Source organism: Rhizobium mongolense subsp. loessense (assembly GCF_900099775.1).
Taxonomy (GTDB): Bacteria; Pseudomonadota; Alphaproteobacteria; order Rhizobiales; family Rhizobiaceae; genus Rhizobium; species Rhizobium loessense.
In genome coordinates, this window is sequence record NZ_FMTM01000002.1 from 346,782 (window position 1) to 368,872 (window position 22,091).

A 22,091-nucleotide genomic window follows, 5' to 3' on the forward strand; every position below is an offset into this window, starting at 1 on the left:
AGTTAGGTCCTCATGCAATAGCCCGTCATCGCCACCGAGCCTCTCACCCCCCTTTTTCCGAAGAGCCATCTATGTCTGAAAAAACTTCCCATCGCGGGCTCGTTGTGGTCGCGATCATGGCAAGCATGGCGATGATTGCCATCGAAGCAACGATCGTTTCGACGGCCATGCCGCAAATCGCCGCCCAGCTGGGGCAGATCAACCTCTATGCCTGGGTTTTCTCGTCATTCCTGCTGACGCAGACGGCGACAACCGTTGTTTTCGGCAAGCTCGCGGATATTTATGGCCGCAAACCGATGATCCTCCTGGGTATCGGATTGTTCCTGTTCGCATCCGTGCTTGCCGGCTTCGCATGGTCGATGCCGTCGATGATTGCTTTTCGGCTGCTCCAGGGTATCGGTGCAGGATCGATTCAGCCCGTCGCCATGACGGTAGTTGCCGATCTTTTTCCCGGAAACCAGCGCGGCAAGGTCCAAGGCTATCTCGCAAGCGTTTGGGCGCTGTCGGCCGTCGTCGGCCCGCTCCTCGGCAGCCTGATCATTCACAATCTCCCATGGGCCTGGGTATTCTGGATCAACGTGCCGGTCGGACTTCTCGCCGCATTGGGGTTCATATTGTTTTTGCACGAGGAGAAGCGGAGCCGAATAGCCTCTGTCGACGTGCTCGGCGCCGCACTTTTCGCCATTTCGATTTCCTCACTGATGATTGCCTTGACGGAAATGGAAAGTGCCGTTTCAGGCCAAGCCATCGCTGCCCTCGTCGTCTTTGCCGTCACTCTGGCCGCTTTCATCTGGCAGGAGCGTCGTGCCGAAGCGCCCATGGTCGCTCCGGACCTGTGGCTGAAACGGCCGATAGCGTTCGCAAACCTGGCGGTCTTTTTCGCAAGTATGTCGATCATGGGTCTGACGACCTTCCTTCCGATGTACGTGCAGACGGTTCTCAACCGCTCCCCTCTCGTGGCAGGTTTCGCATTGACCATGTTGCTGCTGGGTTGGCCCTGCGGTGCAACGATCGCATCCCGCCAGTTTGCCCGCTTCGGTTTGCGACCCATCATGATCGCCGGCAGCGTCTGCATTCCGGCGGGCACGTCCCTGCTGGTTCTGCTGACGCCTTCGAGTTCGGCTGTCCTGGCTGGCGCCGGTTCATTGGTGATGGGTTTCGGCATGGGATTGCTCAACATCTGTGCCTTGATCCTCACGCAGGAAAGCGTGAATTGGTCTGAACGCGGCAGCGCGACCGCCTCGAACGTCTTCTCGCGCAATCTCGGTAGCACGCTCGGCGCAGCCGTGCTCGGTGCAGTACTGACATATGGCCTGGGGCACACCGCCAGCGGCCAGGCGATAACGCCGGAGCAACTGCGGGCGCTCTTGAATGGCACGGGTGCGGTCGTCACTCGTGCAGAAGAGCTCCGGCTCGTCCTTCAGCATGCACTACATTCTACCTTCTTGGTCATGCTGGTGACTGCCGTATTGATCGTTCCAGCCTGCCTTTTTGTTCCGCGACCCTTGGAACGTCGGGAAATACAGCAGGAGGCCTGAGGAGGCGATCTCCGGTCATGCCCCTTTGGTATCGTTAGCGCTCGCTAAGCGTTCGATCTCGATTGCGCCCTGGTGATTGTGCTTTCGGGGTCGACCCCATGACTTTGTCCATAGTTATTCTTCCCAGTCGTCGTCGGACTGAGTTTCGGCATAGCGTTGGACCCCACCGCATGGTTGAACATTGACCCCGACGCCGGGCCGAAGGAAGTCAAACTTCTGTGCAAATTCGCAAGCAAGTATGTGACGAAGCGGAGCCATCCGGCTGCAGGAACCTAGGAAGATTTTGTCGAGATGGAGAATGGCGGTCGACCCGGCGCGGGCGAAGGAACGTTTTCAGGAGCCTGTGCCGCGCGCCTATGTCGGATGCAAGTGCGCCAAGCTTCATGGCGCTTTACCGACGCAGGGAACAAACATCTGGGAGGGCTTGCAACGTCGGCCGGTTTCTCAACCTACTCAACCTCATCGTCTGCCTGTCGTAAGCGTGCCGTGATGACCGCCCGGTGGCGCACAGGTTGCCTGCCATGGATTTAAGCGGCGTTATAGCCGCGCGTCCCGTTCCAGAGAGCAACGCATCGATCTAGTTTGCGAGATAATCCGCGATCTGGTCGATCATGTCAGCGAGATCGGCTTAACACTGATTTCGTCGTGGCAATTGGAAGGTTGCGCATCGTTTGAGCCCTGCGAGCTGCTCCGCCAACACCTCGTTGACGGGGCACGCCAAAGCTATTGACCAGAGCGCACCGTTCCCTTCCGACGCCCTGCTTATAACTGAGACCTCTTGCCGCGATATGTCTTTGGTGGCGGCAGAGCTTCGTGTGCTTGCGCCAGCGTCTCCAACCAAGCCGCCAGACCCTCTGGAATTTCCTCGTTTCCCGCTTCAAGCGCCTCGATCCATGACAACTCGCATTGAAGCGCGGACGCAATGTTGATCGGCGTCCAACGGATGTGCAGGAGGCATTCGGAAAATCGTTCGGGTGTCATGGTTGCGGGCATTTTTCTGGCAAGTGATTCCGGTTTGCGCACAGTCGCACAAAGGTTGTCGGAGTCAATCGTGCATCATCTAAGGGCAAAGTTAACTCACCCGACGCGGATTGCCCTTGTTTCACGCAACCCCTGATCCAAACCGGACATCAATGCCCCTCACCGGCCTCAGCTCGAAGGCCCGTTTCGGCGGGCCGGAGCCCTGGAACGGGAACTTGGCCGAGCCTTGGCCAACTCTTGAGACGATGCTTTCTGAAGACACGCTCCTTGGCCATCGGCATAGGCGAGATTGTGGCAGCGTGTCCGGCGGCTCATTTGCACCGGCTCGGCTTCGCGTCCTAGCGAGGCGCATGCGTCCGCGTCCCAAGTCCCAGATGATACGACGTGCGCCTTGCGGCATTCCATTCCGCCATAGAGTTGCTGAAAGCCGTTGCTCGGCGAAGTCCACAACGACTGTCGGCGGGCGTCACTATATTAGCCGCGGTCGACGCTTTGCAGACCCTCGGCAACGTTCTAAAATCGCGGTGGAAGCCCGAGACGATCGAGATCGGCCATCGCCTCATCGGGTTCGCCAGTTGCCGCCGATGTCACGGAGACCGGATGCTGACGACACGTCGAATGCTGATGCAGTCCTCCCTAGCTGTGATGGCCGCAATTCCGTCGCTCTTGGCACATGCCCAGGATCAGCGGCCTGTCGCGCGCCGCATCCCTTCGACGGGCGAAGCGATTCCGGCCGTTGGACTTGGGACTTGGATCACCTTCAACGTCGGAGACGATCCGACGCTTAAGGACGAATGCGCGGACGTCATGGCAGCCTTCTTCGAGGCTGGCGGACGCATGATCGATTCTTCGCCGATGTACGGATCATCGCAGCCAGTCGTCGGCCATGGCTTGCAAAAGCTCGGGCAGCCGGCGGCACTTTTTTCGGCGGAGAAGGTCTGGACGTCCTCGGGAACTGACGGTCCAAGCCAGATCGAGCAATCCCGCCGACTCTGGGATGTGCCGCGCTTCGACCTCATTCAGGTCCACAACCTCCTTGCCTGGGAGGCGCATCTGCAAACCCTGTTCGCAATGAAGGCGGCTGGCTCCGTACGCTATGTCGGGATTACGACCTCCGAAGGGCGCCGTCATGATCTTCTTGAACGGATCATGCGCCACGAAGCCATCGATTTTGTGCAACTCTCCTATAATATTATCGATCGCGAGGCCGAAGAGCGGATCCTGCCGCTAGCGGCGGAACGTGGAATTGCCGTGATCATCAACCGGCCCTTCCGGCAAGGCGCGCTGACTAGTCGGCTTGAGGGCGAACCTATGCCCGAATGGGCGGCCGAACTAGGTGCATCGAGTTGGGCCCAGTTCCTCCTGAAGTTCATTCTCTCCCATCCGGCCGTCACCGTCGCGATCCCAGCAACGACCCGTGTCGACCATGTGCGTGAGAACGTCGCGGCGGCGACGGGCCCCTTGCCAGACGCCGCCACTCGCGAGCGCATGGTAGCCCATGTGCAGGATCTTTGATGTCGGAATGGTGGACCTACAGCCTTGAGGATTTTCTGCTCTTTTCGCCACGCGTCTACTGGCGGATGTTCGAGTTGCACAATGCGATCCTCTGGCCGCTACAGGCACTCACACTGGCTTCCGGCTTTGCCATGGCTGCCCTTATCATGCGGCAGTCTTCTGCCTCTGGGCGCTGCGTCGCCCTCGTTCTCGCGATCCTTTGGGCCTTCGTCGGATGGTCTTTTCTATGGAACCGTTACGCGACCATAAACTGGACCGCCGCCTACGTCGCACCGGCATTTGCCCTTGAGGCCCTACTGCTCTTCGTCATCGGCACGCTGCTTAACGGACTTGTCTTTTGCCGGCGCGGACCCGCCGCCTGGACGGGATTTGCGCTCCTTGCCTTCGCGCTCGCCGGGCAGCCGCTGCTAGCGCCGCTGCAGGGACGGGTCTGGACCTCGTCCGAGATCTTTGGCGTCGCGCCCGATCCGACAGCGATCGGAACGTTGGGCTTCCTGCTTCTCGCCCGCAGCAAGTTCTTACCTCTGCTCCTTCCGATCCCCCTCCTCTGGTGTTTCTTGAGCGGCCTAACCCTCTGGAGCATGAGAGCGCCGGAGGCATGGGCATCATTTGCGGCCGTGGCGCTCACGCTTGCAGTCTGCATCGGAGCGATCCTCGACCAGCGACAACCGACCGCATGATTGTTGCGATGCCGCTGCGTGAAGGAAGGCGCTGTCTCTCACCGCCCGCCAGTGGAGAGCGCCTCCTGGAAGCCACTGCCACAACAGCTATGCGGCGATGTTGGCGTGATCCTCTCGGAGCGTGGACGTCGAATATCTCTGCCATCCAGGGCAAGCCGGTTTGTCAGGGCAACCGCCAGGAGATATGTAGTCTCACGATCCGTCAAATCGCTCAAGCATCTGTGCAAGCTGAAGATTCTGCAGATGCAGCTTTTGCGCCAATTGGCTTCTCAGTTGCCTGATCTCCTCGTCCAGGCTTGCCACCTCATCGAAGAAGCCTTCTCGAGAGGACGAGGATTGCGCACTTTGATTGCTATTTGCGATGGCAGCGTTCCCCGAAACCATGCCGGCGCGGGTTCTCTTCGAGCGTTCCGGCCGCTTGGCCCGCGGTGTTCGTGGAGATTTTTTACTTGGCTTGCTTTCCGGCACCAACGCATGCGCATCGGCATCGGGTTGGCTAATCTCATGACGAATGGGCCTTTGGACCTCTTCCCCATCGCTTGGCGGCGAGATTGCCGGGGTAACATCAAGATCGCTGTCGGGTTCATCTGAAGTCGTATCAACAGCGGGATTCTCAATGTGGTCAGGACGACCGGATACTTCCGTCGCGTCGGATGAAAGCGCCGACGCGTGTCGTGCGCCGCTTTCGTTCGCCTCGGTATCGGCATCATCCCCAACCGAATTCTCTCGTGTTTCTGTCGGCCGTCCTCGCGACGCTAACTGAGCAAGGAATTTCCATGGTGTTTTCATAGTGCTTCAACCTCGAGCAATCCGCAGCAGGGCGTTGCCGCAGCTTTAGATCCGGGCTCGCGATTGAGGTCGGCGAGTTTCTCTACCGTCGATCGCCCAATCGCCCCGACCCTAGTCGATCAGACGAGCCCGAGCCGCTTGCGCAGATCGGTATTTTCCGCGCGAAGCTTATCTGCCAGGGTTTTGCGGAGCCTTTTATTCTCTTCTTCAAGCTGAGTAAGATCTGCCAACTCATCGAGAGCTGGTAGCGGCGCCTTGGCTGTTTTTGCGGTTTGCTTTGGCGCCCGATTTCTACCGGTGTCCTTGATGGCGTCCTTGCTCGTGCTCTTGGCGGTGATTTTAGTTTCTTGGGGCGTCAGCTTTGCCTGCCCGGCTCCTTCACCACGCTTCCTGCGACTACTGGGCAGCTGCGCGGTCTTCGCAAGTGATGCAGCTACCGTTGCTCCGGCAGATGCCTTTTCGCCCCGTAGTGCGCGCGGCTTTTTAGGCGCTGGCACTTTTGCCGCTGCATCCGTCTCTGCGACTTCGGTAATGGAGCCCGTATTGTTCTCGTCAGCCATCAATTATCTCCCCTCTGTAGGCAAGAGTTCTTTTGAGCTGAGTGAAAGACGGAGTCAACATGAGCGCGCCCTGGATAAGCGCTTCTATAGCAACCTCACCGATCTCGGTCAGATCCATTTCTCTTGTAAACTTGAGCGCGGTTGATCCGGTAACGCTATTTGCCAATCCCTCGTGGTCATAACCACCGGGGCGCGGCGGATAAGATCAAGAGCCTCATCAATACCAAATGCGCTAAGGTCGCGTTGAAGGGACGACTTCGAGACGCCTCTCATGGCCTGTCCCAGATGATCGCGATCAACGCGCCGCAACTTGCCGTCACTGACCGAATTAATCGCCACCTTCAAGCCAAAGTCGCCTTCAATTTTTGCTTCATCTAATTGCCAACCATCAGCAAATGGCGTGACAAGATTCGATCCGACGCTTTGAAAAGCACCACGGCGCAGGAGCTTTTATTCTTTACCTCAGGAATCGGATTGAAGACTTTTATGTCAGGAAGCCATGTCGGGACCTTCTGAATGCTCTTGAAAATATAAGCAGCCGCATCCTGCCCACCGATTTTGGAGTGGCGGATTTCGACCTCTCTCTTAGAGGAACTAAATTCCCGATCGGGAAATTTTTCTGACTCAGTCAGCTTAGAAATCATTTGTTTTCCCGATCGGGAAAATTTTATAGACAGAGAGCGGATTTCTTTGGTAATTTCCCGATCGGGAAAATCAATGGCAAAACAAGTCAGAAGTCCAGCCGATATCGGCGCCCTGGTCAGGACAGCCCGCAAGGAGCAAAACTTGCGGCAGGACGAGCTCGCCGGTGTCGCCGGCGTTGGCCTCCGATTCATTGTCGATCTCGAAGCCGGCAAGCCGACAGCTCAGATCGGGAAGGTGTTGCAGGTACTGCAGACACTCGGGTGCTCAATCGACATCTTTGAACCAGGTGAGCGCAGACGATGACGACAAAGGTTCTCAACGTATGGTGGGACAGTCGTGTCGTTGGCCAGTTTACCCAAGACAGGCATGGCGATATCGCCTTTATGTACGGAGAGGCATGGCTTAGCGATCGGAATACGCCGCCGCTTTCCGCCTCTTTGCCGAAGCGACCGGAACAGTTCTCGCGCCGTGAATGCCGCCCATTTTTCGGAGGCCTTCTGCCTGAAGAAAACCAGCGTCTGGTTGCGGCACAGGCTTTGGGCGTTTCGCCGGGCAATGATTTCGCACTTCTCGATCGTTTGGGCGGCGATGTTGCCGGCGCGCTTCAGCTGCTGCCGGAAGGTGAAGTTCCACCAGATGAGACGATGGATGCCAGAATCCAGCCGACGCCTCTAGATGATGCGGGGATCGTTCGGATATTGGACGCCCTTCCGAACAGGCCTCTATTGGCCGGCGAAGAGGGCTTGAGGCTATCCTTGGCAGGCGCGCAATCCAAAGTCCCTGTTGTCGTCGTCGATGGCCGGATTGCCCTTCCGCTGCCGGGTCAGCCAACCACGCACATCTTGAAGCCGCCCATAGCGCGCTTTAAAGGGACCACCGAAAACGAGGCATTCGTGATGAAGCTCGCCGCCGCGATAGGCCTCAATGTTGCCCCTTTAGAGGCAAGATCTGTGGAGGGGCGTCCATTTCTCTTGGTCGAAAGGTATGATCGCGTGCGCGATAACCTCGGCATCATGCGTCGTATCCACCAGGAAGATTTTTGCCAGGCGCTCGGCGTGCCACCGGAAAGCAAATACGCCAGCGAAGGCGGGCCGACTTTCAAGGACTGCTTCGAGCTATTGCGGCGGGTATCGGCGCGTCCCGCGGCGGATATCGCTAAGCTGCTGGACGCAGCAATTTTCAATCTGATTGTCGGAAATGCCGACGCTCACGGCAAGAATTATTCGATCCTCTACGATGATCAGGGGCCGAGGATCGCGCCATTGTATGATTTACTTTCCACGGTGCTTTATCCCGACTTGTCTTCCAAGATGGCGATGAGAATCGGTAAAGGAGCAACCATTGCCGAGATAGACGCTGAAGGATGGCAGGTATTCGCGAAAGATGTTGGAGTTGGCCTTGCTTTGGTTCGTCGACGTGTTGCCGAACTCTGTGGCGCAATCATGCAGGAGAGCGGAGAATCCGGAATCATGTCAGTTGGCGTTCTCGGTGGTCAGGGCGCTCTCGAGGTCAGCAAAATCGTAAATAATCGCGCGAAGCTTGTATCTCTGACTGTCGGTTAGATGTCAATTTTGGCCAGAAGCGAGGTGCACTCATGCTCTCGCAGGTGATGAGTTGAATTCGGTAAATCGAACTCCAATGCATATTCTATGTTTGCTAGGGTGCTTGAGAGTTCATCCATAGGCCGCCCGGTCGCGCAAGTCTTTCATTAGGCATTATCTAAATGGCAAAAACTAACCTTGTTCGCCCGAGCCGCGATGGCGATCAGTCTCACTACCTTTGGGCAGTGCGACGATGCTTAAAGCTATTGTCCGCCAACACCGACCTTGTGCAAGTTACTATCGAGGGGATATCGCCAACAGAAGGTTGAGCCGGGCAACCGTCACGGCCGCAGAAGACGTTGTCGACATCACCGAATATTTCGGCAGCGAGGATTTTGCGGATGCACGGCTCGTGCGTTACATGCAACTCAAGCATTCAACTTTGCACGCGCATCAGCCAGCCAATGGAGGAGAGAAATCAATCACGGGCTTCGCGGAGCGGTACAGGGAGTTGCTCAAGACCTTCGCTGAAGATGCGTGGCTGCGGAATTATGGCGGTCTTGGTTGGACGAAGCTCGAAACGGCTGAACTACATTCGCAAGGCCCAAAAGAAGAAGATGGCGGGCAACGCATTTGCCCGCCTGGACGAGTACTGGGACCGTCAAAGTGTCTCACACAAGAGCCAAAATCGCCCAGTGAGACAAATCGACGAAAAAATCTTGAAAAATCAATGTGAAAATAAAGAGGTGGTGGGCCCGGAGAGGACTTAAACCTCTTTCGACGCAGGAGAGGCGCGGGCTAGCTTGCCCTCTTCCGCCTTGTAGAAATATTGGCTGGCGACCAACCATCCCTTCAGCGGCCGCAAGGGCGGGATGCAAGTAGCCAGCATAAAGGGACCGGTGACCAGCAGATGGACCCACAAGGGCGCGCTATACTGGACCTCGAGCCACACGCCGAGCAGGACACTTGGCACGCAAGCGAAGCAGATGACGAAAAATGCCGGACCATCCGCCGGATCGGCGAAACCGTAGTCGAGGCCGCAGACTTCGCATTCGGGCCTAATTTTCAGGAAGCCGTTGAAAATGTGCCCCTGGCCACAGCGCGGGCATCGTCCTTTGAGCCCGGTGGTCGTCGGCGGAATTGGTGGCCACTCCGTTTGCATGACGAAAGATCCTTATACAGCACATGCAGGTATGCACGTATTGAATGAATTCATTTGACTGCATTCAATATAGTTACATTTTTCCAATTGATGCGATATGGCATATTGCCGCGGAGCTCACCTCGGATCAATTGACATGCGGACCAATCTAGAAGAAGGACGCCGCGAGTTCAGGTGAGCCTTCAAGTGCGTGCCCCATGAATTCGAGACTACCCCGCAGCTTTTCGCGGTCGATAGGGCCACCAAGGCAGACGCGCACCGCTTCCAGCGCCTGACCTTCGACCGTGAACGCGTCGCTGGCGACGACGCCAATGCCCGAGGCGCGCATGTGGCTGCCGAAGGTCGACCGCGTCCAGCCGTTCGTCAGCGGCAGCCAGATGTTGAAGCTGATGGGATCGCCCCGATAGCTACCGGGCGGAAGGATGGCTGCGACCAGTTCCTGGCGTGCCGCTGCCTCCTTGCGGATGAATCGAAGGATGACATCGGCGGTGCCATCCTCGATCCACCGTGTGGCAAGCGCCATGTTGAGCGGAGACGCCATGACATTGTTGGCACGCATGGCACTGACGAAGGGCCAGATCGCCTTGGTATCCGGTGCGACGACATAGGCCAGCCGGAGCCCGGCGCCGATGCATTTCGCCAAGCCGCCGATATGCCAGGTGAGGTCCGGAGCCATTGCTGCAAACGGCGGCGGCGCATGCAGCGGAATGAAGCCATAGGCGTCGTCTTCAATGATCGGGACGTGATATTTGCGCGCCACTGCGCAAATCTCTTCGCGCCGCCGCTCTGGGACAGTCAGGGTAAGCGGGTTCTGCAGGGTCGGGTTCAGATAAATTCCCTTGGGTTTCAATCTCTCGCAGGCTTCGGCAAAGGCTTCGGGCAAAATGCCATCAGCGTCCATCGGCAGACCCGAAAGATTGATGCGCAGTTGCGCCGCAATCGAGCGGATGCCGGGATAGGTGATGCATTCCGACAGGATGGTTTCAGAGGGCTTTGCCAGCAGGCCGCAAATCGCCAGCAGAGCCGGGTGAGCGCCGGGCGTCACGAAAATACGCTCCTGCGACGGAACAAGGCCGCGACGGCTGAGCCAGATGGCTGCGGCCGCCTTGTCCATGCCCGAGCCGCCAAATCCCTGATAGCGCAAAAGCGGGACAAGGCTGGAAGCCACTGCCGAGATGCCCTCGCGCATCCGCGTGATCAATTCCGGATCGGTCGGCTCCGGCGGCATATTCATCGAAAGGTCGATCGCCGACATACGGCGCGGATCGGGGGCGGTGTCGGACCCAAATCCCCGGCGCTCCTTGTCGGCCCCGCCAGTGACGAACGTGCCGCGGCCAACGTGCGAGGCCACCAGTCCGCGCTTCTGCGCCTCGGCATAACCACGCGCGACGGTGGTGAAATCGATATCCAGATGTTTCGCCAACTCGCGCTGCGGCGGCAGACGATCCCCGATGGCCAGATGACCGCTGCGCAAATCCATCTCGATAAGGTCGGCGATGGCCATGTAGCGGGGGCTGTTGCTTCGGCTGAGGTCGGGTCGCCAGTCTTTCATCGGAATATCACTATGTCCTTCTTCATCGGAATTGACTGTATATTGTTGCAACAATCTTCTGTCACGAAGAATGTCTCAAACACCGATGCGAATTTCGGCCAGTTAAGCCCATTCAAGCGATTGGCAGCCAAGACCCACAGCCGTGCGGTCGCCGCGGCTTGAAAGAATTGGCCGCTTGCTGCATCTCCAGGTCCAGCAGATCACTAGGCATCAAGCTTTTTGCCGTTGGCATTCAGCCTCGACTTTCCGCTGCATTCAAACGGTTTTTGCGGCCGAACATTGGCTTAGCACCAAAAGTTGCCCCGCAGAGATACGAGACAACGATCTGGAAGTCCTGCAGAAACAGAGAACGAAAGCGCGGCCACGATCACCGGCCACATCCGATCTTGCCAGTTCAACCACTTGCAAGGAAGAGAAAAGCCGCCCAGAGCAGCGGCTTTCAGGTGCGCGGTGATAGCGGTCAGGCGTGGCGGGCCTCGCGTGAAATCGCTCCATCGAGATTGGCGATCTGATGCTCTATCACGTGATAATGAAAAGCGGATATCGTGCCGTCGCTCAGAGCCATCTGGACGGCCTGCCTGTGGATCGCGGCTTCTTCCGAACGGAGATCACGAACTTCAGCGGCGCTGAGCAGCCTTCGGCCCCTGTCAGCCGCGATACGGCCGTCGGCGGCACGGATCTCAGCAAGTATGGCGTCCAATCGGCTGTCGGGGATGAACATCGGCATTGGATCCTCAAGCGGGTCATCGTCGCCTGGCTCGGTCCGAACCCAATGATCGCGACGATCATGCTTGCCGGCGTGCGCACCGTGTGAAGCACGCGAAGCATGGGATGCAGCGAAGGCGGTTGCTAGTGGGACAGATATAAGGATGGCGGTGAGCGCCGTCTTAACAATCAAAGAGCGCATTTTGCATCTCCTTAATGTGGAGGACGATTGTCTTTTCATCCTCGCGTGCGCAGTGTCGTCCAGTTCCGTCGGGTCGCGGTGGTCACTCATCGCCGGCGGTTCTCGACCTGCAGCGAGACAGGATAGAACCTTGTGAGCGAGACCTGTAATTAACAAAAGATAATTTTTGCCGCTTCTGGACGTTCCGCAATCCAGCCTACCTTTGCGTCATGGCGGTGGAATAGTGGCGGAGAGTGGCGAAGGCTCTGCCTGCCATGACAGAAATGACCCAAAAGTGCCCCCCTGACGAAACTCCGCCCACGTTCGACGAGGTGCTTTCGAGCGTTCCAAAACACCTGAATGACGGCTCCGCCGCGAAGGCATAATTGACGAAGTGTCTTTCGGCGCATAGAAGTTTGACCCCACCGTGTGCATTGACCGTGTGCATTGAACATTGACCCCAACAGCCCGCTAAATTCAGCAATCGAAGAAATGAGATACCCTGCTTCCGCCAGGGTCAATGTTCTGCGCAAGGGGTCAAACCTCCGTGCATTTTTCTCATGCCGAGGCAGGCACTGGAGAAAGTCGAGTGCAGTGGCGGTGGATCCTTTTGGTCAGCCATGTTCTTTCGCCCATTACCGCAGTGATGACGAATCTGGGGAACTCGTAGAGCAACGGACTCATGGTTAAGTGCATCGCCTCATTTCTTCGGCGATCCATGATCGGAAATGCTTCACCTGGATCTTGGTGGCACTAGAGGAGGCAGTCAGCACCCTGTAGCAGTAGGACGACGGAACGAACAGATCGGCAGCCATAACAAGTCTGCCCGCCAAAATGTCATCAGACGCGATCGCTGCGGATACCAGCGCCACCCCGTCACCCGACACCGCCGCCTGGACGAGCAACCCGGCATGGCTGAAGGCTCGGGTGAAAGACAATGTCTTCCCGAGCATGCCTCGCGCTTCCAGCAACAGCATCCAAGGGTGCGTTGAACCTTCATAGATTATTGGAAGGCCATCTATGTCATCGATCAAGAGGTCCGGGCGCCCTGACCTTTCAAGAAGGCTTGGGCTCGCGACCATCACGAAGCGATCCGGAAACGTCAAGTCGTCTGCCGCATGCGGTTCATACCTCGCATGTCGGACCACGACGTCACATTTGCCCGAGTTTAGCGGTACCGGCTCATCTGTCGCCTCCAGCCTAAAGTCGACCTCTGGATGGGCGAGGTTGAAGCGCGGGAGTCTTGGGATGAGCCATTTCATTGCGAATGAATGAGTCGTCGAAACCCGCAGCACCCGGTCGCCGCCGCCATCAGCAAGGTCGCTTATTTTCTGGTCGAGCAGCAGAACTGCCTTGGCAACAGTCTCGGCAAGTTCTTTGCCTTTATCGGTAATCGTCACACCGCGCGCGTGCCGCTCGAACAGGGGGAAGCCCAGAGTTTGTTCAAGAGTCTTGATCTGCTGGCTCACGGCAGCCGGTGTCTTATGAAGTTCAAGCGACGCAAGCTTGAAGCTCTGCCAGCGCGCGGCGCATTCGAAGTCAACAAGTCCCGCGAGGCTGCGCATTTGTCAGTCCATAATGACATAGGAATTCTTATTCATCGGCTTAGTATTTGTCGGTTGCGCTGTCAATAGATGCGTGGGAATCAAGGGGTCAGTCAGGAGCTACAATCACCATGCAAAAAAATGCCTTAGTCATAGGCGGAACCCGCTTTTTCGGCCGGCTGTTGGTAAGGCGGCTTCTCGAAGCTGGCCTCAACGTAACCGTGGCGACCCGAGGGATCACTTCGGACGACTTCGGGTCTACCGTTAGCCGCGTCACGGTCGACCGGCGCGACAAAGTTGCCATGGAGCGTGCCTTTGCTGGAAGAGGAGACTTTGACGTCATCTTCGACCAGATGTGCTATAGTCCGCTCGACGCTCGGATATCGGAATCTGTCTTCGCCGGGAGAGTGGGCCGTTACATCATGGCGTCGACCATCGAGGTCTATGCACATTTGCTCTGGGCCAAAAGAGCTCCGTTCGACGAAGATCTCATCGATCTGAGCAACGAGCGCGCAAATCCCGAATTCCCCTGGCACGACGAGGCATACTCCGAAAGCCTCTATGGGGAAGCCAAACGCGCTGCTGAGGTTTGGTTTCATCAGTCCGGCATACTGCCGGTCGTCAGCGTTCGGATCGGGCATATTCTGTCTGGGCCGGACGATTTCACCGGCCGGCTTCGAAGCTATGTTGATCGGGTATCCAGCGGCCGACCGCTCTTTTATTCGATCAACAAGGGCAAGAGTTCGTTTTTCAACCCCGCCGGAATAGCCGACTTTCTCTACTGGGCTGGGCAACAGACCTTTACTGGTGCGATCAATGCATGCGCGAACGGCACGTTGACGGCTCTGGATATCCATCAAGCGGTCGCATCAGTCATGGGAAGAGAGGCTCAATCGGAGCCCATGACCGGGATTAGCCGAGCCGCAGTACTCAGTCCATATGACTTCCCCGCCGATTACGCGATGTCGAGCAAAAGGGCTATTTCTCTAGGCTACAAAGCGCCAGATGTTTTTCAGTGGTTGCCCGGTGTCATTGCCGCACACCTCAAGCCCGCACGGTAGGCCCAGCATGTTCGCAATGGAAACGATCGCTTCGTTCGTGCTTGCCTCTAGCCTCGTAGTCCTCGTGCCAGGCCCAGCAACCTTTTTTGTGATGGGACAGGCCGGACGGGGCATGGCCGCCGCCGCCGGAGGCATTGCGGGAATTGTCGTTGGTGACATAGTCCTTATTACAGGTGCAGGCCTAGGTTTTGCGGCGCTCGTCGCCCAATGGCCTTTTCTAATTGATGCAATCAAGGTCTTTGGATCAGCTTATGTGGCCTACATCGGAATAGGGCTGATCAGGCAGGCGTTGAGTTCCCGGGGCAGCATGGACAGCCGCGGTGAGGTTGTTCCGCCCCGGCGCCAATTTGCCAAGGGAATTGCGCTGACGCTTTCCAATCCAAAACCGATTATATTTTTCGCAGGCTTCTTTCCCGCATTTCTACCGCTCGGCCACCAGCCGACCTTACTGGGGTTCTATGCATTGGGCGCGATTTTTCAGGTAGTTAATGTGTGCTACTTTGCTGCGTTGACGCTCTTGGTCCGGCTGTTCAGCCGGAGCCTCTCAAGGGCAGTTTTCCAGGCAGCGACCCTCAATCTGCTGAGCGGCATCGCCTTGTTAATTTGCAGCGGCATCCTCCTCGCTACCCTTCTGTGAGCTGAGGCAAATTGGACGAAGTAAGAGATCCGGTGCGCGAATGCGCTCACAGCCGAGTGGAACACCGCGAGACTTGCGCAATTCCATTTCAGCGGGCTGATGAACGCTTCGAACCCGTCGCCTGGTGGGTGGGGCTCTTCGACGCTGTCTCGACGTCTTTCGCCTGAGGCGCGACATAAAGTTCGGCCGCGCATATCGCGGCCGATCATCGTTAGTATCCCGTCATTTCCAGATAGCCATGCCCCCCGGCACTTCCGTTGAATGAAATTGGACCTTCCCAATAGGGCGTGGTAGTCGCCATCCACGCATGGTCGTTCAAAGGGCTAGTCGTGACGTCGAAGCCGCGCTCGGGGATCCGGACGCGCCATGCAACCGGGACATCCCGATCGCCGACGCGTGCTGTTCGCAAAGGGGTTATCTGCAGAGATCCAGGCGGCAGAGGGGTAGGCTTGCCATCCGATGAAATCCAGTTCGCCGACGTGTAGCCGCCGCGGCCGTCGCGGAGCCGAAACCCCATGACCTTTTCGCCGGAATCCAGATGAAGCGAAAACCACTCCCATCCGGTCTGATCCTTGGCGAGGGGCTGCGAGGACCATTCCCGATCAAGCCATGCCTTGCCGCTGACCCGAACGGTCTTGCCGGCAATGTCGAGAGTACCAGACACCTCATAGAACGGCTGCGAGTAATAGTAGCTCGCCTGCCTTTCGGCCGACTTCACCGAATAGCCTTGGTCTCCCTGCAGCACGAGAGGAGCGCTGGCTGAGAGTTCGAGCGTGTAGGCGAAATCTTTTCCGGTTGCGTGCAGGCTAACCTTGTCTAGCTGGTCGGCGCCCGGTTTGGGCAGGCCTTTCATTTCCCAATCATCGATCCAGGCAGAAAAGGGTACGGCCACGACACCTGCTTGGCCGACCCCTCCGCGGGCGAGTTTTTCAGCCAAGAGATGCCTATCTTTCGCCGTGATCGCGGCATGGCCCATCCAGACTTGAGGATCGGACCAGCCGCCCTCGGTCTTCGGCGCCAGGGCGGCGCGGAAAAGCGTCCATTGTACGCCGTACCGCGTCCCGTCCTCACTCTCAAGGTTTGCAGTAACGTACCACCATTCGATGCGGAATTCAGGATGGGGGCCGTGATCTGCCGGAAAACGGAGTTGTATTCCGGGACGTGGAACAGCAAAGCCCTCGGCAGTCGAGCCCAGTCCGGCAAACCCTTGCGAAATAGCGGCGGCAGGAACGGAGATTGCCGTGGCTAAGGAAACAATGGCGGCCAGAAGACCTCTAGCGTTCATTGGCAAACACCCTCAGCAAATCCGATGGCGCGACCGTCGCCAGCCGTCGGAGCGGAATAAAGACCGACAGGATCGCCGCAGCCAGCGCCACCGACCCCAGGACGAGCCAGTCCATCGGAAAAATCCGCAACGGCAGCCGCCAGCCGAAAGCCTCGACATTGACAATCGACAGCAGCACCCAGGCAAGCGCAAGGCCGACAGGGACCGCGGCAACGAAGGTCGCGAACCACAACGCCAGAGTGCGCAGCACTTCGAGCAAGGCAAGATCGCGCCGCCTGATTCCCATCGCCCAGACAGGTGCGAGCTGCGGCAGCCGAATGCCCGACAAGGTCAGCAGGCTGGAGAACATCGCAAAACCTGCAACGCCGAGGGTGAAGAGATTGAGCATTCCGGTCACGGCAAACGTCTGGTCGAAGACCGCCTGAGATTGCCGCTTCAGGGAAGCCTGGTCGATGATGTTTTCAGAAGGCAGACCGAATTCGGTCGTCAGGCGTTCCTTCAGCGCCGGGGTGTCGGCCGGCGGAACACGCACGCCATACCTCAGCTTTGGAACGTCAGTGTAATGTGCCGTCAGGGCTTCGACGCCGACGATGACCTGTCCTTTTGGATTGCCGTAGTCGGAATACACCCCAACGACCGGGAGTTTCCATTCGCCGGGCAAGATCAGACTATCGCCAATTGCGAGCCCCTTGCGACGCCAGAGCTGCTCGTTGATGAGCGCCCCTTGCCCTGCAGCCACCTGGTCCCAGACAGTGATCGTGCCCGACAGGAGCGGCCAGCTGTTGCGATAGGTCGGATCACCTGCTGCCGCGCCGAAGATCTGCAGCCTGTCTCCGAGCACCTCACCCTCGACGCTCCAGATGGGAAGAACCGACGTCGAATGGTCCAGCAGCCATGCCCGTAAGCGCATCGCTTCGTTCTCCTCTCGCGCCGTGACGTAAAGCTCGGCCGCCAGCCGTTGGTCGAGCCAGCCGATGAAAGTCAGGCGGAAGCTGGAGACCATCGTGCCGACACCGACATTGGCGGCGAGCGCCAGCAGCAGCGCCATCAGTGCCAGGCTGAGCCCAGGCAGTTGTTGCCGCGTATCGGCCCAGAACCACGTGACGAGCACGCGTGACGAGTTTCTCTGCATGATGGCAAGAAACGCCGACAGCATGCCCGGCAGCATCAGGGCCGCTCCGAGCAAGAGGCAAGCCAGGACCGCGAAGCCTGCGATCAGCCCGTGTCCGACACTCGCCAACGTGGCCGATGCGATCAGCAGAGCCAACCCGCCCAAAAGCTGCAATCGGACACCGATTGCCGTCGCACGGGCCCAGGCACGAGGCTGCGCTGCAGCCAGCAACGGCATGCGCCGGACCCGCCAGAGGCTTTGGGCCGACGACACGATCGTTCCGCCGATCGCTATTCCCAGCCCCGTTGCCCACCATTCCGGCCGGATGGTCAGCGTACCCGGGACGCTCGCTCCATACAGCCCCATAAGGGTTCCCGCCACACCGGGGAGCAACAGGGAGGCCACGAAATATCCGATCACGACGCCGATTAGCCCGGACAGGAAGGCCAGCGTCAGAAGCTCCGTCATCAGCAGGAGGTTCAGCGTCGACATGGAAAGCCCGAGAGAGCGCAAGGTCCGGAAGGTCGCTCTGCGCTGCTCGAACGCCAGGCCGACCGTCGCATAGACGATGAACAGACCGACGGCAAATGCGAGGAAACCGAATGCCGTGAGGTTGAGGTGGAAGCTGTCGGTGAGCTGGGCGACATCTGGCCGGTCGCCCGGTGGCTTTAATGCGACCTCTGGTGCGAGAATGTCAAGTGAAGGCAGATTCGGCCGCTGTTGCGGCGCAACGACGAGACGGCTCAACACACCGTGCCTTTCGAGAACCTGCTCGGCGACGGCGATATCGGTGAATGCTGCTCCGTCCGGCAGATCCGGCGACACCTCGACCTGCATCTGCGTTTGCCCCTTAAGCCTCAGGGCGGTCGCCTTGGAAACCACGAGGGTATCCCGATCCGCCATGAAGGCAGCCAGGTCATTCCACTTTTCGGTTTTAAAGCCCCGCTGCGCCTGCGCTGGCATCGTCAACGGATCACCGCCGATAATGCGCACACGGACATTTCCGAAGCGATGGTCGCCTTCGATGATGGGAGAGACATTCCAGCCTGCCCTTCTCAATCTGGAATACGTGCTTAGGGGAACGGAATGGCCGTTACTCGGCACGAGTTGCGTCAGTTCGTTCTGGTCGAGCACGGAGGCTGCCCGCGCATAACTCGCCCGTGCCTCTGCGTTGATCGCCTGGACACCCGACCAAAGCGCGGTTGCTAACGAAAGACCTAGGATAAGCGTAGCAAGCTGAAGAGGCCGACGCTGCCAATGCGAAACGAGAGCCGTTGCGGCGGTCCATATCATCAGGCGATCTTTCCGCCACTGAGATGAACGCTGCGGTCGAGCATCTGTGCCAGCCTCGAAGAATGCGTCACCATCAGCAGCGCAGCGTCTGCACTCCTCGTCAGCGCCAGCATGATGGCGAGCACCGCGTCGCCGGTCGCTTCGTCGAGATTGCCGGTCGGTTCGTCGGCGAGAACCAGGGGCGGCCGCGCGGCAAGCGTTCTGCCGATCGCCACCCTCTGCTGCTGGCCGCCGGAAAGCTGCTCGGGGTATCGGGCGAGAAGTGCCTCGATGCCAAGATTTTCCACGAGCTGCCGCTCCCAGGCAGGATTGTGCCGGCCAGCAAGCTTTGCATGAAAGGAAATGTTGGCCGCGACATCGAGCGACGGAATCAGGTTGAACTGCTGAAACACCAACCCGACCGCCGAACGTCGATACTGGGCCCTTTCCCGATCATCCAGAGCGGCAATATCTCGGCCCGCTGAAAGAATCTGCCCGACATCGGGATAGTCAAGCCCGCCGACAAGGTGAAGCAGGGTACTCTTTCCGCTTCCGGACTCCCCGGTCAATGCGACGCTTTCGCCAGCATTGAGATCGAAATCGATGCCTTTCAGGATCTCAAGAGGTCCTTCTACGGTCGAATAGGATTTTCTGACATTGCGGAGCGAGAGTAGCATCTGAGTTCGGGATCGATGAAGATGTCAGAGTATTTAGGCCTAACCGTCGGCTTTGTAACCGTTCTTGCATGGCGATTTTGGGCAGGCAGCATCAATACTCGGCGCCAGCGCATGAATGCCCAATTCCGCACACCGCGAAAGAGGTGACGATCGACATGCGAAGTGTGTCTCACGGAGACCGGTCCATCGGCGACGATCAGCTTCGGCTTCGAATGAGGGCTCACGCGACGGGACAGCGTCGTACCGGCCGACGCGAGCGCGGAAGCGATCGCAAGGATCGCGCGCTAATGCTACGACGCGATAGTCTCGCCAGCCGCTTCAGCTCGTCCGCCTTCACCTTCGGCATCAGCGCCATGCTCGGATATCGGCTTGTGCTGCGCATCCGCGATCTGCCCTCGACGCGGCCTTGCGTGTTTAATCCCGCCGGGACGCCCAAGGACGCAAGCTTGTTGATGGCAAGTCCGGGAGACCCGATCATGGCGAACTGGCCCGATTTGTTTCGCTGCGCTGCGCCGTGCTTCGGGAGCGCCACCGGTGAAGTAGATAAGAACGGAGCTGTCTGCAGGCGACCACGGCTCTTGAGGACGTTTATGGTCGACACTCGCCAGGTGGGGCCTTTACGCCGCAAAGACCATGGACGCCATCAAGCTGAGCAGAACCGCGGTTGTGACGATCGTCGCCAATGCGAGCAGCAGCCCAATCAGGGTGACGAGGCCGTCGCCCTCCATCATGGCAACTGACAAGATCAACAGCGACAACACCGGCAGCACGTTGCCAAAGGGGATCGGCAGGGCAATCACCACGGCGAGCAGGAAGATGGGGAGGCCGAGCAAGGCCTGCGCAGTCGACCCGGTGAGAACCTTCATCCGATCAGCGCGCACGACTTTCTCAACCCTTGCGATCATCGGAACCGCGTGACGGACAATAAGATCAAGCGTCGCAAAGGTAACCTGGCGGTTTCTCACGATGGCGGGCAACCACACCGTCCGACGACCCGCGCTAATCTGGAGCGAGACCAGAGCAAGCGTCGTGCCGAACACCATGCCGAACGGGCCAGGTATCGGCGTCAGGGCCGGGATTGCCAGAAACAGGACCGTGAAAGCGATGCCGGCCCGTCCCATGGATTCCAAAGCCTCGCCAATGGAGAGGCCGCCTTTCGCCCTGGCGAGTTCCAGCATCTTCCTCAGTCGCACGGAGGCCACTCCGCGCGACTGTTTGTGCTCGTCTCGTTCGCACATCTTACTCAATCCATTTCAAACCCGAACCGCGCATTACGCATCCTCGCCGGCGCCCCCCAAAACCCGAAGGAGGGCTGCACATTGCGGATCTTGGCTATCGAGAAGCTCCGCCGGCGATGTACGGCCGATTGCCATGTTGACGACAGTAGCCGCCGCCCAGCCGTAGTCGCCGGCGGCACGCTCGATCAGCTGCGGGCTCTGGGAGGCCAGGCAGGACTGGGACTGACGAACGATCTCCACGGGAAGCTTCGCGCGCTCGGCTTGTTCCACTATCTGAGCCTGCAGCGGATCGACGACGAGAACGGCAAAAATCCAGCCGATGAAATCCGAGAACATATCTATTTCCTTCCTGTTTGGTAGCTAACGGTGTTCCTATGAGCAGCGCCGATCATGCAAGCTGCTGTTGGTTCCGCGTCTTGAGGAGGCTCCAGACCACCCCGGTGACGATGATGGCGAAGGTGATGCCGAGCGACAGCGCCGCCGGGAACTTTTCAAGACCGAGGAGATCGGCGAGAAAGATTTTCGAGCCGATGAAGATCAGGACGACGGCAAGCGCAGGCTTCAGATAACGGAAGCGATGGATCATCGCCGCGAGGGCGAAATAGAGGGCTCTAAGACCGAGGATCGCGAATATATTCGAGGTGTAGACGATGAACGGATCCGTTGTGATTGCGAAAATCGCAGGGACCGAATCCACGGCGAAGATGACATCGGCCACCTCGACCATCACGAGCGCCATGAAGAGCGGCGTGATGAACCAGGTCATCTTACCCGTCTTGGTATTTGCCTTTCTGACGAAGAAACGCTCGCCGTGATGTTCGTCGGTGACGTTGAACCGGTTGCGCATGAAGCGGACAAGCACGTTCTTCGAGACGTCGGGCTCGGCATCCTTGATGACGAGCATCTTGATGCCAGTCACGATCAGGAACGCGGCGAAGATATAAAGAACCCAGGCGAATTCGGCAACAAGCGTCGCGCCAACCCCGATCATGATGGCACGCAACACGATGACACCAAGAATGCCCCAGAAAAGCACACGGTGCTGATAGATGCGCGGCACGGCAAAGAAGGAAAAGATCAGAGCAATGACGAACACGTTGTCAAGCGCTAAGGTCTTTTCAACGACAAAGCCCGTCATATAGGCAAGGCCGGCGTCGGAGCCGAGATACCACCACACCCAGCCGCCGAACGCAACACCCAGCGCGATATAGAGAGTGGAAAGCTTTACGCTTTCGCGGACGCCGATCTCCTTGTTCTTGTTATGGAGAATACCGAGGTCGAACGATAAAATGGCGATGACGAGGGCGAAAAAGCTCGACCACATCCAGAGCGGCGTTCCCAGCCACTCGACAAGCAAGAACGAGAGATCCAAAGATAATCCCCTATCGGCACTGGGTTGTCGGAAAACGGTCCGACA

At 58.3% G+C, this 22,091-nt stretch carries 23 protein-coding genes; 9 read left to right on the plus strand and 14 right to left on the minus strand.

Annotated features, from left to right (window positions below):
• Nucleotides 1–71 precede the first annotated feature (71 nt).
• A complete protein-coding gene (locus tag BLP23_RS09305) occupies nt 72–1,538 on the plus strand; it encodes an MDR family MFS transporter (protein ID WP_092584594.1) in 1,467 nt (488 codons plus the stop codon).
• 762 nt (nt 1,539–2,300) lie between these two features.
• Here BLP23_RS09305 and BLP23_RS34385 read toward each other — a convergent pair.
• Complete coding sequence (locus tag BLP23_RS34385; RefSeq protein ID WP_074073006.1) at nt 2,301–2,519, minus strand: hypothetical protein; 219 nt, start codon at nt 2,517–2,519, stop codon at nt 2,301–2,303.
• Between the two features lie 600 nt (nt 2,520–3,119).
• Between BLP23_RS34385 and BLP23_RS09315 the strand changes: the two genes are divergently transcribed.
• Nucleotides 3,120–4,034 (plus strand): aldo/keto reductase, encoded by a 915-nt coding sequence (locus tag BLP23_RS09315; RefSeq protein ID WP_092584595.1) that lies wholly within the window; start codon nt 3,120–3,122, stop codon nt 4,032–4,034.
• On the plus strand, nt 4,034–4,714 hold the full coding sequence (locus BLP23_RS09320; protein ID WP_092584596.1) for a DUF6064 family protein: 681 nt from the start codon (nt 4,034–4,036) through the stop codon (nt 4,712–4,714). The genes BLP23_RS09315 and BLP23_RS09320 overlap by 1 nt, the downstream gene beginning before the upstream one ends.
• A 192-nt stretch (nt 4,715–4,906) precedes the next feature.
• Here BLP23_RS09320 and BLP23_RS33035 read toward each other — a convergent pair whose 3' ends face one another.
• From BLP23_RS33035 to BLP23_RS09340, 4 genes are all read right to left on the minus strand, one after another.
• Nucleotides 4,907–5,503: a hypothetical protein gene (locus BLP23_RS33035; RefSeq protein ID WP_139187047.1), complete on the minus strand. Its 597-nt coding sequence runs from the start codon at nt 5,501–5,503 to the stop codon at nt 4,907–4,909.
• A gap of 119 nt (nt 5,504–5,622) precedes the next feature.
• On the minus strand, nt 5,623–6,063 hold the full coding sequence (locus BLP23_RS09330; RefSeq protein WP_092584598.1) for a SyrB-like regulator: 441 nt from the start codon (nt 6,061–6,063) through the stop codon (nt 5,623–5,625).
• Between the two features lie 108 nt (nt 6,064–6,171).
• Nucleotides 6,172–6,402, minus strand: a complete 231-nt coding sequence (locus tag BLP23_RS35225; RefSeq protein WP_407691780.1) for a hypothetical protein — start codon at nt 6,400–6,402, stop codon at nt 6,172–6,174.
• Between the two features lie 35 nt (nt 6,403–6,437).
• Nucleotides 6,438–6,707, minus strand: a complete 270-nt coding sequence (locus BLP23_RS09340) for a hypothetical protein (RefSeq protein WP_092584600.1) — start codon at nt 6,705–6,707, stop codon at nt 6,438–6,440.
• A gap of 73 nt (nt 6,708–6,780) precedes the next feature.
• On the opposite strand from BLP23_RS09340, the gene BLP23_RS09345 reads away from it, so the two are divergent.
• From BLP23_RS09345 to BLP23_RS33040, 3 genes are all read left to right on the plus strand, one after another.
• Nucleotides 6,781–7,011 (plus strand): helix-turn-helix transcriptional regulator, encoded by a 231-nt coding sequence (locus BLP23_RS09345; protein ID WP_092584601.1) that lies wholly within the window; start codon nt 6,781–6,783, stop codon nt 7,009–7,011.
• Nucleotides 7,008–8,270, plus strand: coding sequence for a type II toxin-antitoxin system HipA family toxin (locus tag BLP23_RS09350; protein ID WP_092584602.1), 1,263 nt, complete (start codon nt 7,008–7,010; stop codon nt 8,268–8,270). Before BLP23_RS09345 ends, BLP23_RS09350 begins: the two co-directional genes overlap by 4 nt.
• 232 nt (nt 8,271–8,502) lie before the next feature.
• Entirely contained in the window at nt 8,503–8,985 is a 483-nt protein-coding gene (locus BLP23_RS33040; RefSeq protein ID WP_139187048.1) for a hypothetical protein, read from the plus strand.
• Between the two features lie 30 nt (nt 8,986–9,015).
• Here BLP23_RS33040 and BLP23_RS09360 read toward each other — a convergent pair whose 3' ends face one another.
• Nucleotides 9,016–9,411 carry a DUF983 domain-containing protein gene (locus BLP23_RS09360; protein ID WP_092584604.1) on the minus strand — a complete coding sequence of 132 codons (396 nt, stop codon included), beginning with the start codon at nt 9,409–9,411 and terminating at the stop codon, nt 9,016–9,018.
• 148 nt (nt 9,412–9,559) lie between these two features.
• Nucleotides 9,560–10,963, minus strand: a complete 1,404-nt coding sequence (locus BLP23_RS09365) for an aminotransferase-like domain-containing protein (protein WP_092584605.1) — start codon at nt 10,961–10,963, stop codon at nt 9,560–9,562.
• A 511-nt stretch (nt 10,964–11,474) separates the two neighbouring features.
• On the opposite strand from BLP23_RS09365, the gene BLP23_RS09370 reads away from it, so the two are divergent.
• A complete protein-coding gene (locus BLP23_RS09370; protein ID WP_092584606.1) occupies nt 11,475–11,777 on the plus strand; it encodes a hypothetical protein in 303 nt (100 codons plus the stop codon).
• A gap of 758 nt (nt 11,778–12,535) precedes the next feature.
• Here the strand turns inward: BLP23_RS09370 and BLP23_RS09375 are convergent.
• Nucleotides 12,536–13,414 carry a LysR substrate-binding domain-containing protein gene (locus BLP23_RS09375; protein ID WP_092584607.1) on the minus strand — a complete coding sequence of 293 codons (879 nt, stop codon included), beginning with the start codon at nt 13,412–13,414 and terminating at the stop codon, nt 12,536–12,538.
• 110 nt (nt 13,415–13,524) lie between these two features.
• Here BLP23_RS09375 and BLP23_RS09380 point away from each other — a divergent pair, with 110 nt between their 5' ends.
• Together BLP23_RS09380 and BLP23_RS09385 are read left to right on the plus strand one after the other, a co-directional pair.
• On the plus strand, nt 13,525–14,454 hold the full coding sequence (locus tag BLP23_RS09380; RefSeq protein ID WP_092584608.1) for an NAD-dependent epimerase/dehydratase family protein: 930 nt from the start codon (nt 13,525–13,527) through the stop codon (nt 14,452–14,454).
• Nucleotides 14,455–14,470: 16 nt separating this feature from the next.
• Nucleotides 14,471–15,091 (plus strand): LysE family translocator, encoded by a 621-nt coding sequence (locus tag BLP23_RS09385; RefSeq protein WP_167363861.1) that lies wholly within the window; start codon nt 14,471–14,473, stop codon nt 15,089–15,091.
• 211 nt (nt 15,092–15,302) lie between these two features.
• Here BLP23_RS09385 and BLP23_RS09390 read toward each other — a convergent pair whose 3' ends face one another.
• The 6 genes from BLP23_RS09390 to BLP23_RS09415 all read right to left on the minus strand — a co-directional run bounded on the left by BLP23_RS09390 (nt 15,303) and on the right by BLP23_RS09415 (nt 22,046).
• The gene (locus BLP23_RS09390; RefSeq protein ID WP_092584610.1) at nt 15,303–16,376 is read right to left on the minus strand and encodes a lipocalin-like domain-containing protein; all 1,074 of its coding nucleotides are present in this window, start codon (nt 16,374–16,376) and stop codon (nt 15,303–15,305) included.
• A complete protein-coding gene (locus BLP23_RS09395; protein ID WP_092584611.1) occupies nt 16,366–18,780 on the minus strand; it encodes an ABC transporter permease in 2,415 nt (804 codons plus the stop codon). The genes BLP23_RS09390 and BLP23_RS09395 overlap by 11 nt, the downstream gene beginning before the upstream one ends.
• Nucleotides 18,780–19,436, minus strand: a complete 657-nt coding sequence (locus BLP23_RS09400; RefSeq protein WP_092584612.1) for an ABC transporter ATP-binding protein — start codon at nt 19,434–19,436, stop codon at nt 18,780–18,782. Before BLP23_RS09400 ends, BLP23_RS09395 begins: the two co-directional genes overlap by 1 nt.
• Before the next feature lie 617 nt (nt 19,437–20,053).
• Nucleotides 20,054–20,629 carry an exopolysaccharide biosynthesis protein gene (locus BLP23_RS09405; RefSeq protein ID WP_233426664.1) on the minus strand — a complete coding sequence of 192 codons (576 nt, stop codon included), beginning with the start codon at nt 20,627–20,629 and terminating at the stop codon, nt 20,054–20,056.
• Nucleotides 20,630–20,707: 78 nt separating this feature from the next.
• Nucleotides 20,708–21,010 carry a hypothetical protein gene (locus tag BLP23_RS09410; protein WP_092584614.1) on the minus strand — a complete coding sequence of 101 codons (303 nt, stop codon included), beginning with the start codon at nt 21,008–21,010 and terminating at the stop codon, nt 20,708–20,710.
• A gap of 52 nt (nt 21,011–21,062) precedes the next feature.
• Nucleotides 21,063–22,046, minus strand: coding sequence for a TerC family protein (locus tag BLP23_RS09415; RefSeq protein WP_092584615.1), 984 nt, complete (start codon nt 22,044–22,046; stop codon nt 21,063–21,065).
• Nucleotides 22,047–22,091 lie beyond the last annotated feature (45 nt).